Genomic DNA, 14162 nt, shown 5'->3' with positions numbered 1-14162 from the left:
TAGGGGCTTCAGGCGATGACCCGGCCCCGGAGGACCATCCGGGTGGGAGCCTTCAGCACGCCGAGGTCCTGGCGGGGGTCCTCCGGGTAGACGCAGATGTCGGCCAGGCCGCCCTCTTCCAGGCCGGGCAGGCCGAGCCACTCGCGGGCGCCCCAGGAGCCGGCCGCCAGCACGTCCAGCGGCGACATCCCGGCGTCGGCCAGCAGCAGCATCTCGGAGGCGGCCAGGCCGTGGGCCACTCCCCCGCCGGCGTCGGTGCCCACGTAGATCGGCACGCCGGCCTCGTACGCGGCCCGCACCACGGCCGGGAAGCCGGCCTGCAGCCGACGCATGTGCTCGGCGTACTCCGGGAACTTCGGCTGGGCCTTCTCGGCGATGTCGCTGAACGTCAGGATGTTCGTCATCGTCGGCACCAGGGCCGTTCCCCGCGAGGCCAGGTCGTCGATCAGGTCCAGCGACAGGCCGGTGCCGTGCTCGATCGAGTCGACGCCGGCCGCGACCAGTCCGGGCAGGGCCGCCTCGCTGAACGTGTGCACGGCGACCCGGGCCCCGGCGTCGTGGGCCGCGGCGACGGCGGCCGCGAACGTCGAATCGTCGTAGGTCGGGCCGAGGTCACCGGCACCGCGGTCGATCCAGTCGCCGACGATCTTGATCCAGCCGTGCCCGGCCCTGGCCTGCACCGCGGCCTGCGCCACGAACTCGGCCGGCGTGCACTCGACGGCCAGGCCCGGCATGTACCGGCGCGGCGGGGCGAGGTGCCGGCCGGCCCGGATCAGCCGGGGCATGTCGGGGTCGTCGTCGAGCTCGCGGTAGTCGATCGGCGAACCCGCGTCGCGGATCGTCAGCACGCCGGCGTCCCGGTCGATCAGCGCGAGCCGCTTGGCCTCGGCGACCTCGGTCACCGGGCCACCCGGCGCGATCCCCGGGTGGCAGTGCGCGTCGACGAGCCCGGGCAGCAGGAACCCGCCCGACGCCACCGTGGACGCCCCGGGCACCGGTTCGAACGTCAGCCGGCCGCCGACGACCCAGACGTCCCGCTCGACGTCGTCCGGCAGTACCACGCCCCGCAGATGAAGTGCCGTCACGGTTCCCGAATATGCCCTACCGGTTGACCATCGCGGACAGCAGGACCGCACCGATGTCGGCCGGATTGCGCGAGACGAACGTCCGGCCGCCGGTCACCGCCGTCACCCGCTGCAGCGCCTCGACGTCGGCGCCGGAGCCGTAGGCGATGGCCAGCACCGTGATCGGCTTCGCGGGCGTCATCGTCGACCGCAGCCGGGCGAGCAACTGGGGCAGGCTCAGCCCGGTCCGGTCCTCGTTCCGGCCGTCGGTCATCACGACCAGGATGTTCTGCTGGTCGGGCCGCCAGCTGCCCTGCACGGCGCGGTAGGCGGCGTCGATCGTGTCGTAGAGCCCGGTCGCGCTGTGCGGTCGTAGGCGGTTGGTGGCGGCGACGATCGTCTCCCGCTGGGACACCGGCCCGACCTGCTCGGCCATCGTCCGGACCGGCACCACCACGCGGTAGTCGCGCGTTCCCGACAGGTTCGAGGAGAACTCCCACAACCCGAGCCGCGACCGGTCGTTGAACAGCCGCACCGCCTGGATGCCGGCCTGACGGAACGCGTCGAGCTTGGTGATCGGCAGACCCGGCACCTTCTCGGTCATCGAGCCGGACGTGTCGACCGCGGCGATCACGTTCGCCGGCCGGCGCAGCGCCCGCCAGCGCACGAGGACGCCGGTCAGCGTGGCCACGTCCGGTAACGCCCGGGTGCGCGGCTCCGCGGTCAGCGGGGCGCCCGCGGTCAGCGGCACGGAGGCGAGCGCGCCGAGCGTCCCGTCCCGGTCCCGGAACCCGGCCGCGCCGTACGCGGCCCGGCCCGCGCTACCCAGGACGACGTCCCGGAACGCGGTGGCGACGGCACGCTGGTCGGCCGTGACCCAGGCCCCGTCGAGCACGTAGAACGGGTGGTCGGCCACGGCGACGCCCTCGGCCGGGTACAGCGGGACGAGCGGCGGCGTGCCCTTGATTCGGGCCAGCCGCAGGATCTCCTGCTCGGTCGCCGGGAACAGCGACAGCCGGGACCCGGTCGCGCTCCCGGCCCACTCGCCCGGCCACATCTGCGCGGCCAGCGCGTCCACGCCCACCGCGTAGGTGCGGGTCGTCCGCTCGAGGGCCAGCGGTCCGGCGATCTCGGCCGGCGACGACGTGCCGTCGCCGTTCGCGTCGGCCAGCGACATCAGCGTCAGCAGGGCGGCGGTGGACTCGGTGGGGTCGGTCATCCCGAGCCGCAGCGTCCCGCGGCCGGCCGCGATCCGTCGCAGCACGCCCGGCCAGGAGACCGCCGACGGCCCGCCGAGCGCGGCCTCGGCGCCCTTCGCGGCCGCGATGACCACCGGCGAGACCGCGACGCTGGGCGCGCCCTCGGGCAGCAGCGCGGCCGCGTCCGGGCGGGTGCTGGCCAGCTCGGCCCAGGCCCGGGAGTCCGGCGCCCAGATCGTCGGCCGCTTGGACGCGGAGACCACCTCGGCCGCCGCGGCCGCGGCCGACTCGGACGGTGACAGCGGCTCGGGCCGCTCGTCGGCCGAATCGGCCGACCCTCCGGCCGCCTCGATCTCGCCGAGGTTCGCCGCCACCTCGGCCGACCGCGTCGCGATGATCCGGACGTCCGGGCAGGCACCGGCCACCGTCGGCCCGGTGCGCTGCCAGTTGTCGGCGATCGTCTGTAATGCGGGCGCCTGATCGAGCGCGGCGGCGACCGTGATCCGCACCGTCCGCTCTCCGCAGGCCCGCCCGTCGTCGTCGGCGGCCATCCGCACGCCCGCGAAACCCGCGGTCGCGGCGAGCACCGCACCGACCCCACCGGCGACCCAGGGCCACAGCCTCCTGGACACGCGTGCGCCTCCGTTCGCATCGCGCCACGAACCGGGAGAGATCACCCGGCCGCCGCCACGCTACCGAGCGGTCACGGAGCACCCACGCAGCGGGGTAACCGCTGGTCAGACCGTTCGATCGGGAGTCACCCGCCGTTCACTTCCGCGGCACCGACCGGGGGCCGAGCACGTCGGCCCCGACCGCCCGGACGCGCTCGCGGAGCCCGCGGTCGGCGGTCACCACCCAGGCCGGGCCGTCCGCGACCGCGGCCGCGGCCACCTCGACGATCGTGTCGTCGCCGGACCCCGGCGCCGACACCACCTCGACGCCGTCGACCGCGGCGACGCCCCGCGCTGCACCCTCGACGACCAGCACGACGCGCACCGGGCCGGGCAGCCCGGGCAGGCCGGCCGCCGCGACGGGTACCAGCGCGTCGCGCAGCCGGGTGGCCGCCCCGCGCCGGTCACGCCACCACCCGTCGGGAACCGAGCCGACGACGTTGGCGCCGTCGACCACGAGGGTCATTTTTTGGGCAGCTTGGAGAAGTCGATCTTCGGCATCTCGAACCCGCCAGGCAGGGCCTCCGGCGCCGCGGCCGGCGGCTCGGCCGGCAGGGCCCCCGGGAACCCGCCCGGGAACCCACCGGGCAGCTGCTGACGCGGACGACCGCCACCGCCCCCGCCCTTGCGCCCCTTCTTGCCCTTGCCCTTCTTCGACGAGCCACCCCGGCGCATCCCGCCGCCGAACCCGAGCTGGCTCGACATCTGGCGCATCATCTTGCGCGCCTCGAAGAACCGCTCGACCAGCTGGTTCACGTCGGTGACGGTGGTGCCCGACCCGTTCGCGATACGCAGCCGGCGCGACCCGTTGATGATCTTCGGGTCTTGGCGCTCCAGCGGCGTCATCGAGCGGATCACCGCGGCGACCCGGTCGAAGTGCTTGTCGTCGAGGTTGTCGAGCTGGCCCTTCATCTGGTTCATGCCGGGCAGCATCCCGAGCACGTTGCTGATCGGGCCCATCTTCTTGACCGCGACCATCTGCTCGAGGAAGTCGTCGAGCGTGAAGTCGCCCTCGCCGAGCATCTTCTCGCTCATGCGCTGCTGCTGCTCGGCGTCGAACACGCCTTCGGCCTGCTCGATGAGCGTCAGCATGTCGCCCATGCCGAGGATGCGGGACGCCATCCGGTCGGGGTGGAAGACGTCAAAGTCCTCGAGCTTCTCGCCCGAGGACGCGAACATGATCGGCTCGCCGGTGATGTGCCGCACGGAGAGCGCGGCACCACCGCGGGCGTCACCGTCCAGCTTGGTCAGCACGACGCCGTCGAACCCGACGCCGTCCTTGAACGCCTGGGCCGTGTTGACCGCGTCCTGACCGACCATCGCGTCGACGACGAACAGGATCTCGTCCGGCTGCACCGCGTCCCGGATCGCAACGGCCTGGGCCATCATGTCGGCGTCGATACCGAGCCGACCGGCGGTGTCGACGACGACGATGTCGTGCTGCTGCCGACGAGCGAACTCGATCGAGTCGCGGGCCACCTTCACCGGGTCGCCGACGCCGCTACCCGGCTCGGGCGCGAACACCTCGACGCCGGCCCGCTGCCCGACGACCTGGAGCTGCTGCACCGCGTTCGGGCGCTGGAGGTCGGCGGCCACCAGGATCGGCGTGTGCCCCTGCTTGCGCAGCCAGAGCGCGAGCTTGCCGGCCAGCGTCGTCTTACCGGCACCCTGCAGACCGGCCAGCAGAATCACGGTCGGCGGCGTCTTGGCGTAGCGCAGCCGCCGGGTCTCGCCACCGAGGATGCCGATGAGCTCCTCGTTGACGATCTTGACGACCTGCTGGGCCGGGTTCAGCGCCTGGTGCACCTCGGAGCCGCGGGCCCGGTTCTTCACCGACTGGGTGAACGCCTTCACGACCGGCAGTGCGACGTCCGCCTCGAGCAGCGCCACCCGGATTTCCCGCATGGACTTGTCGAGATCGGCGTCGGTCAGACGCCCCTTCGAGCGAAGCGAAGTGAAGACGGCGGAGAGCCGGTCGGAAAGCGTGTCGAACATCGGTCCTCACGAACTCAGGTGGCGGCCGCAGCGCTGACGGCAGGGCTCAGATCCTTCCCCTTGAGCGTAGCCGCCCCGCTACCACGTCCGACGCCGACCGAGAGAGTGGCGGCGAGAAGGCACAGCGCACCGGCCGCGTACCAGGCCGGCGTGTAGGTGCCGAACGTGTCGCGGATCCAGCCCGCACCCGACGCCATCAGGGCCGCCCCGAGCTGGTGCGACGCGAAGATCCAGCCGAAGACCACCGGCGCCTGGGCGCCGAACGTCTGCCGGGCCAGCGCGACGGTCGGCGGCACGGTGGCCACCCAGTCCAGCCCGTAGAACACGATGAACACCAGCATCGACGGCCCCACCCCGTGCCCCAGCGACGGCAGCAACGCCGGGAGCAGCAGCAACGACGCTCCGCGCAGCCCGTAGTAGGCCAGCAGGAGCAGCCGCGGGTCGTACCGGTCGGTCAGCCAGCCGGACGCGATCGTCCCGACGATGTCGAAGATCCCGATGACCGCGAGCAGGCTCGCGGCCGCCGTCGTAGGCAGCCCGTGGTCGTGCGCCGCCGGTACGAGGTGGGTTCCCACCAACCCGTTGGACGACGCTCCGCAGATCGCGAACCCGCCGACCAACAGCCAGAAAGTCCCACTGCGGACGCCGGTGGCGAGCCCGGCGAACGCCGACCGGGCCGCTCCGGTGCTCGGCCGTTCCGGGCTCGGCTCGTCGGTGCCGTACCGAGTCAGCCCGACGTCCTCGGGCGCGTCACGCAGGAACAGGACCACCAGCGGAACCACCGCCAGCGCGCAGGCGGCGATGGCCAGCGAGGCGGCCCGCCAGCCCTGGGAGTCGGCCAGCGCGGCGATCGGCGGCAGGAAGATCAGCTGCCCGGTGGCGCTGCCCGCGGTGAGGACGCCGATGACCAGGCCCCGGCGGGCGACGAACCAGCGGTCGGCCACGCTGGCCGCGAACACGAGCGCCATCGATCCGGTGCCCAGCCCGACCAGGACGCCCCAGCAGAGCACGAGCTGCCAGCGGGCGGTCATCCCGACCGTGGCCGCCGCACCGGCCGCGACCAGCAGCAGCGCGGCCGCGGTGACCCAGCGCAGGCCGAGCTTCTGGATCAGCGCGGCCGCGAACGGCGCGGTGAGCCCGAACAGCACGAGGTTGACCGTGACCGCGAGCGAGATGTCGGCCGTCGACCAGCCGAACTCCTGCTGCAGCGGCAGGATGAGCACGCTCGGCGCGGCCCGGAACGCGGCCGCGCCGACCAGAGCGATGAACGCGACGCCGGCGACCAGCCAGGCGCGATGGATCTTGCGGGTGTTGACCACGCCCTCAGCGTCACCGACGCCCGGGCTTCCAACCAGTGGCCCGAAGGACATCCTGTGCAAGAATTCGGCCATGTCGCTTCACCGCATCGCTGTCGTGGCTCTCGACGACGCCGTGCCGTTCGACGTCGGCATCCCCGGCCAGGTCTTCAGCGCGGCCCGCCGGGAGGACGACCGGCGCCTCTACAGCGTCCACGTCTGCTCGCCCGGGGCCGCACCGATCGACACGACGGCCGGGTACGCGATCGCGCCGAAGTTCGGCCTGGAGGAGACCGAGACCGCCGACACCGTGCTCATCCCCGGCGTCCGCGGGGCGACCGCGGGGACCCGCGCGTACCCGGCCGAGGCGCTGGACGCGATTCGCGCGGCCGCGGCCCGCGGCGCCCGGGTCGCGAGCATCTGCACCGGCGCGTTCGTGCTGGCCGCGGCCGGACTGCTCGACGGCCGCCGGGCCACCACCCACTGGCTCTGGGCCGAGAACTTCCGCGCCCGGTACCCGGACGTCGAGCTCGACCCGGACGTGCTGTTCATCGACGAAGGCGCGATCGCGACCTCGGCCGGAGTGGCCGCGGGCATCGACCTGTGCCTGCACCTGGTCCGGCGCGACTTCGGCAGCGAGGTCGCGAACCGCGCCGCCCGCCGCTGCGTCGCCCCGCCCTGGCGCGACGGCGGCCAGGCCCAGTTCGTCGAGCGGCCGATACCGCCGCAGTCCGACGCGTCGACCGGGCCGACCCGGGCCTGGGCGCTGGAGCACCTGGACGAGCCCCTCGACCTGGACGCGCTGGCCGCGCACGCCGGAATGAGCGTCCGGACGTTCACCCGGCGGTTCCGGCAGGAGACCGGGCAGAGCTTCGGGCCCTGGCTCACCGCGCTGCGCGTCGATCGGGCCCGCCAGCTGCTCGAGGAGACCGATCTGCCGGTCGACCGGATCGCCCACCGCTCCGGTTTCGGCACGACCGCGTCACTGCGCCAGCACTTCGCGACCTCGGTGGGGACGAGCCCCAACGCCTACCGGCGCACGTTCCGGGCCGGCTGAGGCGTCCCGAACCAGCGCTCGGTGGCCGCGGCCAGCCCCTCTTCGTCGCGCTCACCGGCGTCCACTGCCCAGGCGACGTGCCCGTCGGGCCGGACGAGGACCGCGCCGAGGTCGCCCCCGTCGAAGCGCAGCAGGAGCGGCTGCCCGTCGTGCAGCAGGCCGGCCACGGTCGTCGGTGACCCGTCGGCTTCCAGATCGAGGTCGGGCATCCGCGCCCCCACCAGCGGGTGGCGTCCGGGCTCGTAGCGGACGTCGATCCCGCTGATCCGTCCGGCCAGGTGCCGGTTGGCGCCGGGCACGCGCAGGAGGTCCTGGAACACTCCGCGCAGTGCCGCCACGTCCGGGTCGGGCACCATGAGCACGGCCTGGGCCTGCGTGTTCGCCAGCACCTCGGCGGCCACCGGGTGCCGTTCGGCGGAGTACGTGTCGAGCAGCCCGGCCGGCGCGGTGCCCCGGACCGTCGCGGCCAGCTTCCAGCCGAGGTTGAACGCGTCCTGCAGGCCGAGATTCAAGCCCTGGCCGCCGGTCGGCGAGTGGACGTGGGCCGCGTCGCCGGCCAGCAGCACCCGCCCGGCCCGGTACGTCTCGGCCTGCCGGGTCGTGTCGCTGAACCGGCTCGCCCAGCGGATCTCCCCGAGCCGCGGCGAACCACCGTAGGCCCGGTCCAGCGCCCGGGTGATCTCGTCGGCCGTCACCGGGTCGTCCCGATCGGTTCCCTGCTGCTCCGGACCGGCGGTCAGCAGCCGGAACACCCCGCCGTCGAGCGGCAGCAGCGTCAGCACGGCGCCGTCGATCGGCACCAGCGAGGGCAGGTCCCAACTCGCCGGGGCCCGCCCGGCCGGGTCGACCAGCGTGACGTCGGCGACGACCCCGGAGACCCGCGGATCGCGCCCGGGAAACGGGACCCCGAGCAGCTTCCGCACCGTGCTCCGGCCCCCGTCGCAGCCCACCAGGTACGACGCCCGGAGCGGCCCGCGGTCCGTGTGCACGGTGACCCCGTCGTCGTCCTGATCGACGTCGACGACGTCGTGGCCGTAGCGCACCGGAACGGTCAACCGGGCCTCGAGCAGGTCCTCGACCCGGGCCTGCGGGACGCCGACCTGATACGGGAACCGGGTCGGCAGCGGAGAGTAGTCGAGCCGGACCGGCAGCCCGGCGAAGTGGCCGGCCGGGATGAGCTCCCCGGCCGAGACGAGCAGGCCGCGCGAGTGCAGGACCTCGGCCGACCGGGGTTGGAGAGACAGTGCCTTCGACTGGCCGGTGCGGCCCGCGAGCCGCTCGAGCACGATCACCGAGGCACCGGCCCGTTCGAGTTCGGTGGCCAGCAGCAGCCCGGTGGGACCGGCGCCGGCGACGATGACCTGGGCATCCATGTCGACCTCCCTCAGGCCCGGAGGCCCTGCTTCCTCGTGTAGGCGATGTGGAAGATCCAGAGCGGCACCGCGATGGCCGGCCACACCACGTTCATCGCACCGCCGGCGACGTCGATCGGCGCCAGGTAGGCGATGAACACCGTGACGACGGCGTTGAGCGTGAGCGCGAGACCCCAGACCAGCGTGATCACGCGCATGTCGTGCCGGAACTTCGCTTCCACGTCCCAGCGGGCTTCGAAGACCGCGACCCGCTCCGCGCCGTACCGCGTCACCAGGAACGACCGGAACAGCGTGAACAGGCCGGGCCGGCCATAGAAGCACGAGGCGATCAGCCAGAGCCCGGCGACGCCGCCGACGACCCACAGCCAGGCGTCGCGGACGAGTAGCGCGCGCGGGTTGCCGCTGAGCGCGGAGAGGACGAGCCCGGCCCCGACCAACGTCAGCGCGAACAGCGCGCCGAAGTCGAGCCGCCGGTGGCGGACGAAGCGGGCCGCGATGACCACGGCCGGGACGGCGGCCGAGGCGAGCAGCGCCCACCACTGGTCGACGCCCGCCGCCCGTAAGCCGTAGAAGACGACGAGCGGAGCGACGAGATCGAGACCGAGCGCGACGAGCATCGCCCGGCGACCGGGAGCGGGGGTGGACTTGGCCTGGGTCATCGTGATCACGACTCCTCCGGTCGGGGGCGGGTCGCCAGGTCGAAGAGCGTGACCAGTTCGTCGGCGTAGGCGGGCGCGTTCTCGGCCCGACCGGCCGACGCGTCGATCGCGGCCCGGACCGTGCGCGCCATCACCAGCGGGTCGAACGTCCGGAACTCGCCGGCCTGCTGACCGGCCCGGAACTCGGCGGCCAGCAGCAGGACCGCGGGGTCCTCGCCCTCGGCCGCGAGCAGCGGGGTGCCGTCGTCGGTGCGCGCGTTGGACGCGATCTCGATCAGCGCCCGGATGTGCGCCGGGTGCTCCTCGATGAACGCGAGGTTCGCCCGGATGTACTCGGCCAGGGCCTCGCGGCGGCCGTCGGCGGCCTCGATGCGCGGAACCATGTACTCCGCGGCCCGGGCCAGCACGGCCTGGGCGACCGCGCGCATGAGCTCGTGCTTGTCGTCGAAGTGGTAGGAGATCAGCCGCGTGCTGCTGATGCCCGCGTGCTCGGCGATCCGCCCGAACGATGCCCGGGCGTAGCCCAGTTCGGCGATCGCGACGATCGCCGAATCGATGATTTGTGCTCGGCGCGCCAGCGCGGCCGGCGTCTGTCGATCTTCGTTTACTCGCATGAGTAAAGAATTACCTAGATGAGTAAAACCGTCAAGACCAAAAAGGCCGGTGGTCTCCCACCGGCCTCTTCGGACCGTCTACACCGACGCCGCGGCCAGCACCGCCTTGCCGATCTCCTCCGTCGGGAGGTCGTTGCCGGTCAGGTAGAACGCGTCGACGACCGCCGACCCGAACGTGCTGACCCGCGCACCGCGCACGGACGCGCCCGACTCCTCGAGCGCCGCCGTGACGTCGTGCAGCAGACCGCGCCGGTCCTCGGCCCGGAGCTCCAGGACGGTCGCCTCGGTGGACGCGTCGGGCAGCCAGCTGATCTGCGGGGGCACCGGATCCGCGCCCTCCCGCGCCTCGGCTTCCCGGCGGGCCAGCGCCGCTGCCACGTCGTACGAGCCCGCGACCGCCCGGCGCAGGTCGGCCGCGAGCAGGGCCGGATCGGGCAGCCGGCCGAACCGCGGCGCGGCCCGCACCACGACGACCGGATGCCCGTCGAACGTCCCCGCGTCGGCCGCGTAGACGTCGAGCCGGTGGATCGCGCAGATGCCCGACGTGCGGCTGAGCAGCTGCTGGACGCCCTCCCCGCCGATCACCGCGACCTCGTCACCGTGCACCGCCACCGAGCACTCCCCCGGCGCGGGCAGGGTGGATGCGGCCGCGAAGACCTCGGCCGGACGCGGACGCACGGTCGGCGGCGCCCCCTGGCCGATCAGCACGTGCACCCGCTTGACCAGGTCGTTGATCAGCCCGGCCTTCCAGCTGCTCCAGGCGGCCGGCCCGGTCGCCGAGGCGTCCGACTCGGTCAGCGCGTGCAGGACGTCGAGCAGGACGCCGTCGTGACCGACCGCGTCGGCCACGACTTCCAGCGTCGCCGGATCGTCCAGATCGCGTCGCGTCGCCGTGTCGGGGAGCAGCAGGTGATAGCGGACGAGGCGCACGAGCCGGTCGGCGTCCTCGGCCGACAGGCCGAGGCGGACGGCGATCCCGCCGGCGATCTCGGCCCCGACCTCGGAGTGGTCACCGGGCAGGCCCTTGCCGATGTCGTGCAGCAGCGCGCCGACCAGCAGCAGGTCGGGACGCGCGACCCGGCGGGCCAGCGGAGCCGCCGCCACCGCGGCGGCGACCAGGTGCCGGTCCACCGTGTACCGGTGCAGGGCGTTGCGCTGCGGCAACGAGCGGACGCGGCCCCACTCCGGGAGCCACTTCTCGACCAGGCCGTGCCGGTCGCAGGCCTCCCACACGGCGATCGCCGGCTCACCGGCGCCGAGCAGCGCGACGAGCGACTGCAGCGCGTTGTCCGGCCAGACGTCGGGCAGCGGCGGGGCCGCGGTCGCCAGCCGCTCCAGTGACGACCGGGCCGGCGGGATGTTGGCCACCGCCGCGGCCGCCGCGAACCGCAGGGGCAGCACCGCGTCCGTCGCCGGGTCGATCCCCCGCGCCAGCACGACCTCGCCGTTCTGCTCGACGACCCCGTCGGCCAGCGGACGCCGGGCCACCGCCGAGCGCCGCCGGATCGGCCAGCGTCTGCGCTTGCTCAGCAGCCCGTCGACCTGCCGCCAGGCGGTGTCGGTCGCGTACGCGATGGTGCGGGCCGCGTCGGCGACGTCGTGCAGCAGCGCGTCGGCGTCGGCGTAGTTCAGAGCGGCCGCGACCGCGTCCTGCTCGGCCAGGAGCAGGCGGTCCAACGGCCGGTCGGCCGACCGGTGCAGCGCGTCGCGCGCATCGAGCAGCAACCGGTACGCGTCCCGCACGCTGCCGCGGGGCGCATCCACGAGCTGGGCGTAGGCCAGCGCGCGGAGCGTGACCGCGTCGCGGATGCCGCCGCGGGCTTCCTTCAGGTCGGGTTCGAGCAGGAACGCGAGCTCGCCCGCGGTGTGCCAGCGCGCCTCGGTGAGCTCCCGCAGCTCGCCCAGCCACCCGGCCGGGCTGGCCCGCCAGGCGGCCCGGACCGCCGCGGCCAGCTCGTCGGCCAGTGCACGGTCCCCCGCCACGTACCTGGCGTCGAGCAGGCCGAGTGCTGCTTTCACGTCGCTGCGGGCCACCGACACGGCCTCGTCGACGGTGCGGACCGCGTGGTCGAGGCCGACCGGCGAGTCCCAGATCGGGTACCAGACCGACTCGGCGATCTCGCCGATCCGTGCGTGTCCGGTGTGGAGGAGCACCAGGTCGACGTCGCTGTGGGCGACGACTTCCCGGCGCCCCAGGCTGCCCACGGCGACCAGGGCGACCCCCGCGACCGGCGGCAGCAGGCCGGCCAGCCAGCGGTCGAGCGTGTCGGAGAGCTGGGCCCGGGACGGTGGACCGGCGGGCCCCCACGGAGCCTGACGACCGGCCGGGTCGGTGTTCGACCCGGCCGGCCCGTTCAGGCTTCCGTTCTGCCTGTCAGAGGGCATCGAGTCCGCGCTCGCCGGTACGGACCCGGACCACCTCGTCGATCGAGGTGACCCACACCTTGCCGTCGCCGATCTTGCCCGTGCGGGCGGCGGCGACCAGCGCGTCCACGACCTTGGCCGCTTCGATGTCGTCGACCGCGACCTCGATCTTGACCTTCGGCACGAAGTCGACCTGGTACTCGGCGCCCCGGTAGACCTCGGTGTGGCCCTTCTGCCGTCCGTAGCCCTGGACCTCGGAGACCGTGAGGCCCGCGATGCCCAGCGCCGAGAGGGCGCCCTTGACGTCCTCCAGCTTGAACGGCTTGATGACTGCGGTGACCAGCTTGGCCATCGGGCTCTACTCCTTACCGGCCGGCGCCGCTTCGCGGACGCTCTGGTCGTTGATACCAGCCGGAGCGGCACCACCGATGATCGTCGAGCGCGTGCTGCTGCCCGACACGAAGTCGTACGCGGACTCGGCGTGAACTCCGGTGTCGATGCCCTCGATCTCGGTCTCCTCGTCCACCCGGAAGCCCATCGTCTTGTCGATGATGAAGCCGATGATGTACGTGAGCACGAACGAGTAGGCGAGGACCGCGAAGGCCGCGATGGCCTGCTTGCCCAGCTGGGAGAAGCCGCCGCCGTAGAACAGGCCGTTGGCGCCGCCGGTGACGGTCTCGGTGGCCAGCAGACCGATGATCAGCGACCCGAACAGACCGCCGACCAGGTGGACGCCGACGACGTCGAGCGAGTCGTCGAAGCCGAAGCGGTACTTCAGGCCCACGGCCAGGGCGCAGATCGCACCGGCGAGGACACCGAGGATGACCGCACCGACCGGGTTGACCGAGCCACAGGCCGGGGTGATCGCGACCAGACCGGCGACCGCACCGGACGCCGCGCCCAGCGTCGTCGCGTGCTTGTCGCGGATCTTCTCGACGATCAGCCAGCCGGCGAGCGCGGAAGCGGTCGCGACCTGGGTGTTGATGAACGCGACGCCGGCGAGGTTGTTCGCGGCCACGGCCGAACCGGCGTTGAAGCCGAACCAGCCGAACCACAGGATGCCCGCGCCCAGCAGCACCAGCGGCAGGTTGTGCGGCTTGAACGACTCCTTCGGCCAGCCCTTACGCTTGCCGAGCACCAACGCCAGCGCCAGACCGGCGGAACCCGCGTTGATATGGACCGCTGTTCCACCGGCGAAGTCGAGCGCGCCGAGCTGGTTGGCGATCCAGCCACCCTTGGCGGTGTCGCTGTCGAACGCGAACACCCAGTGCGCGACCGGGAAGTAGACGATCGTCGCCCAGACACCGGCGAAGACCATCCACGCGCCGAACTTGGCCCGGTCGGCGATCGCACCGGAGATCAGCGCGACCGTGATGATCGCGAACATCAGCTGGAACGCGGAGAAGATCGTTTCGGGAAGGGCACCGGGGACGTCGGTGATGACGCCCTTCAGGCCGATCTTGCCCAGGCCACCGACGAGGCCGCCGAACGCGTCGTCGTCGAAGGCGAGGGAGTAGCCGTAGATGACCCAGAGGATCGAGACCACGGCGATCGAGCCGAAGCTCATCATGATCATGTTGAGCACGGACTTGGCACGGGTCATGCCGCCGTAGAAGAACGCGAGGCCGGGCGTCATGAACAGCACGAGTGCGCTGGCTGCGAGTAGCCACGCAGCGTTTGCGCTGGCGGCAGCAGCTTCGACCGCCTTCTGGAGCTCTTCCATGCCCCTCCTTCCGAAGGAACTGATGTGGGGGTCACCGCAGTGGGTGGAGGGCCGGTGACCCTCGTGTCTGCGTCGGGGCAAGCGTGCTGGGACGACGTTTCGACGGGCGTTCCGACGAGTTTCTTGCTCGTGACGCTGTGTTTCTTGC

At 72.9% G+C, this 14162-nt stretch carries 12 protein-coding genes; 1 reads left to right on the top strand and 11 read right to left on the bottom strand.

Annotation, left to right across the window (positions count from 1 at the left end):
• Nucleotides 1–8 precede the first annotated feature (8 nt).
• The 5 genes from FL583_RS15315 to FL583_RS15295 all read right to left on the bottom strand — a co-directional run bounded on the left by FL583_RS15315 (nt 9) and on the right by FL583_RS15295 (nt 6299).
• The gene (locus tag FL583_RS15315) at nt 9–1085 is read right to left on the bottom strand and encodes an amidohydrolase family protein (RefSeq protein WP_205752157.1); all 1077 of its coding nucleotides are present in this window, start codon (nt 1083–1085) and stop codon (nt 9–11) included.
• Nucleotides 1086–1101: 16 nt separating this feature from the next.
• Nucleotides 1102–2895 carry a VWA domain-containing protein gene (locus FL583_RS15310; protein ID WP_142705292.1) on the bottom strand — a complete coding sequence of 598 codons (1794 nt, stop codon included), beginning with the start codon at nt 2893–2895 and terminating at the stop codon, nt 1102–1104.
• A gap of 136 nt (nt 2896–3031) precedes the next feature.
• Nucleotides 3032–3400, bottom strand: a complete 369-nt coding sequence (locus FL583_RS15305; RefSeq protein ID WP_142705291.1) for an NTP pyrophosphohydrolase — start codon at nt 3398–3400, stop codon at nt 3032–3034.
• The gene (gene ffh, locus FL583_RS15300) at nt 3397–4929 is read right to left on the bottom strand and encodes a signal recognition particle protein (RefSeq protein WP_142705290.1); all 1533 of its coding nucleotides are present in this window, start codon (nt 4927–4929) and stop codon (nt 3397–3399) included. The genes FL583_RS15305 and ffh overlap by 4 nt, the downstream gene beginning before the upstream one ends.
• 14 nt (nt 4930–4943) lie before the next feature.
• Nucleotides 4944–6299, bottom strand: coding sequence for an MFS transporter (locus FL583_RS15295; protein WP_205752156.1), 1356 nt, complete (start codon nt 6297–6299; stop codon nt 4944–4946).
• A gap of 19 nt (nt 6300–6318) precedes the next feature.
• On the opposite strand from FL583_RS15295, the gene FL583_RS15290 reads away from it, so the two are divergent.
• Nucleotides 6319–7281 (top strand): GlxA family transcriptional regulator, encoded by a 963-nt coding sequence (locus FL583_RS15290; RefSeq protein ID WP_170323655.1) that lies wholly within the window; start codon nt 6319–6321, stop codon nt 7279–7281.
• On the opposite strand, the gene FL583_RS15285 is transcribed toward FL583_RS15290, so the two are convergent.
• The 6 genes from FL583_RS15285 to FL583_RS15260 form a co-directional block, all read right to left on the bottom strand.
• Nucleotides 7254–8654: an FAD-dependent monooxygenase gene (locus tag FL583_RS15285; RefSeq protein WP_142705288.1), complete on the bottom strand. Its 1401-nt coding sequence runs from the start codon at nt 8652–8654 to the stop codon at nt 7254–7256. The two genes, FL583_RS15290 and FL583_RS15285, sit on opposite strands and share 28 nt — an antisense overlap.
• Before the next feature lie 11 nt (nt 8655–8665).
• Entirely contained in the window at nt 8666–9313 is a 648-nt protein-coding gene (locus tag FL583_RS15280) for a VC0807 family protein (RefSeq protein WP_338081119.1), read from the bottom strand.
• 5 nt (nt 9314–9318) lie between these two features.
• Nucleotides 9319–9927, bottom strand: a complete 609-nt coding sequence (locus FL583_RS15275) for a TetR/AcrR family transcriptional regulator (protein WP_142705286.1) — start codon at nt 9925–9927, stop codon at nt 9319–9321.
• A gap of 78 nt (nt 9928–10005) precedes the next feature.
• A complete protein-coding gene (locus FL583_RS15270; RefSeq protein ID WP_142705285.1) occupies nt 10006–12312 on the bottom strand; it encodes a [protein-PII] uridylyltransferase in 2307 nt (768 codons plus the stop codon).
• Nucleotides 12302–12643: a P-II family nitrogen regulator gene (locus FL583_RS15265; RefSeq protein ID WP_142705284.1), complete on the bottom strand. Its 342-nt coding sequence runs from the start codon at nt 12641–12643 to the stop codon at nt 12302–12304. The genes FL583_RS15270 and FL583_RS15265 overlap by 11 nt, the downstream gene beginning before the upstream one ends.
• A gap of 6 nt (nt 12644–12649) precedes the next feature.
• Nucleotides 12650–14014 carry an ammonium transporter gene (locus FL583_RS15260; protein WP_142705283.1) on the bottom strand — a complete coding sequence of 455 codons (1365 nt, stop codon included), beginning with the start codon at nt 14012–14014 and terminating at the stop codon, nt 12650–12652.
• Nucleotides 14015–14162: the final 148 nt, after the last annotated feature.

Source organism: Cryptosporangium phraense (assembly GCF_006912135.1).
Taxonomy (GTDB): Bacteria; Actinomycetota; Actinomycetes; order Mycobacteriales; family Cryptosporangiaceae; genus Cryptosporangium; species Cryptosporangium phraense.
This window is presented reverse-complemented; position numbering and strand designations above follow the sequence as displayed.

Coding starts and splice junctions, on each gene's coding strand:
- FL583_RS15305 (WP_142705291.1), bottom strand. CDS start 3,400: ATGACCCTCGTGGTCGACGGCGCCAACGTCGTCGGCTCGGTTCCCGAC.
- FL583_RS15260 (WP_142705283.1), bottom strand. CDS start 14,014: ATGGAAGAGCTCCAGAAGGCGGTCGAAGCTGCTGCCGCCAGCGCAAAC.
- ffh (WP_142705290.1), bottom strand. CDS start 4,929: ATGTTCGACACGCTTTCCGACCGGCTCTCCGCCGTCTTCACTTCGCTT.
- FL583_RS15275 (WP_142705286.1), bottom strand. CDS start 9,927: ATGCGAGTAAACGAAGATCGACAGACGCCGGCCGCGCTGGCGCGCCGA.
- FL583_RS15290 (WP_170323655.1), top strand. CDS start 6,319: ATGTCGCTTCACCGCATCGCTGTCGTGGCTCTCGACGACGCCGTGCCG.
- FL583_RS15285 (WP_142705288.1), bottom strand. CDS start 8,654: ATGGATGCCCAGGTCATCGTCGCCGGCGCCGGTCCCACCGGGCTGCTG.
- FL583_RS15270 (WP_142705285.1), bottom strand. CDS start 12,312: ATGCCCTCTGACAGGCAGAACGGAAGCCTGAACGGGCCGGCCGGGTCG.
- FL583_RS15295 (WP_205752156.1), bottom strand. CDS start 6,299: ATGTCCTTCGGGCCACTGGTTGGAAGCCCGGGCGTCGGTGACGCTGAG.
- FL583_RS15280 (WP_338081119.1), bottom strand. CDS start 9,313: ATGACCCAGGCCAAGTCCACCCCCGCTCCCGGTCGCCGGGCGATGCTC.
- FL583_RS15265 (WP_142705284.1), bottom strand. CDS start 12,643: ATGGCCAAGCTGGTCACCGCAGTCATCAAGCCGTTCAAGCTGGAGGAC.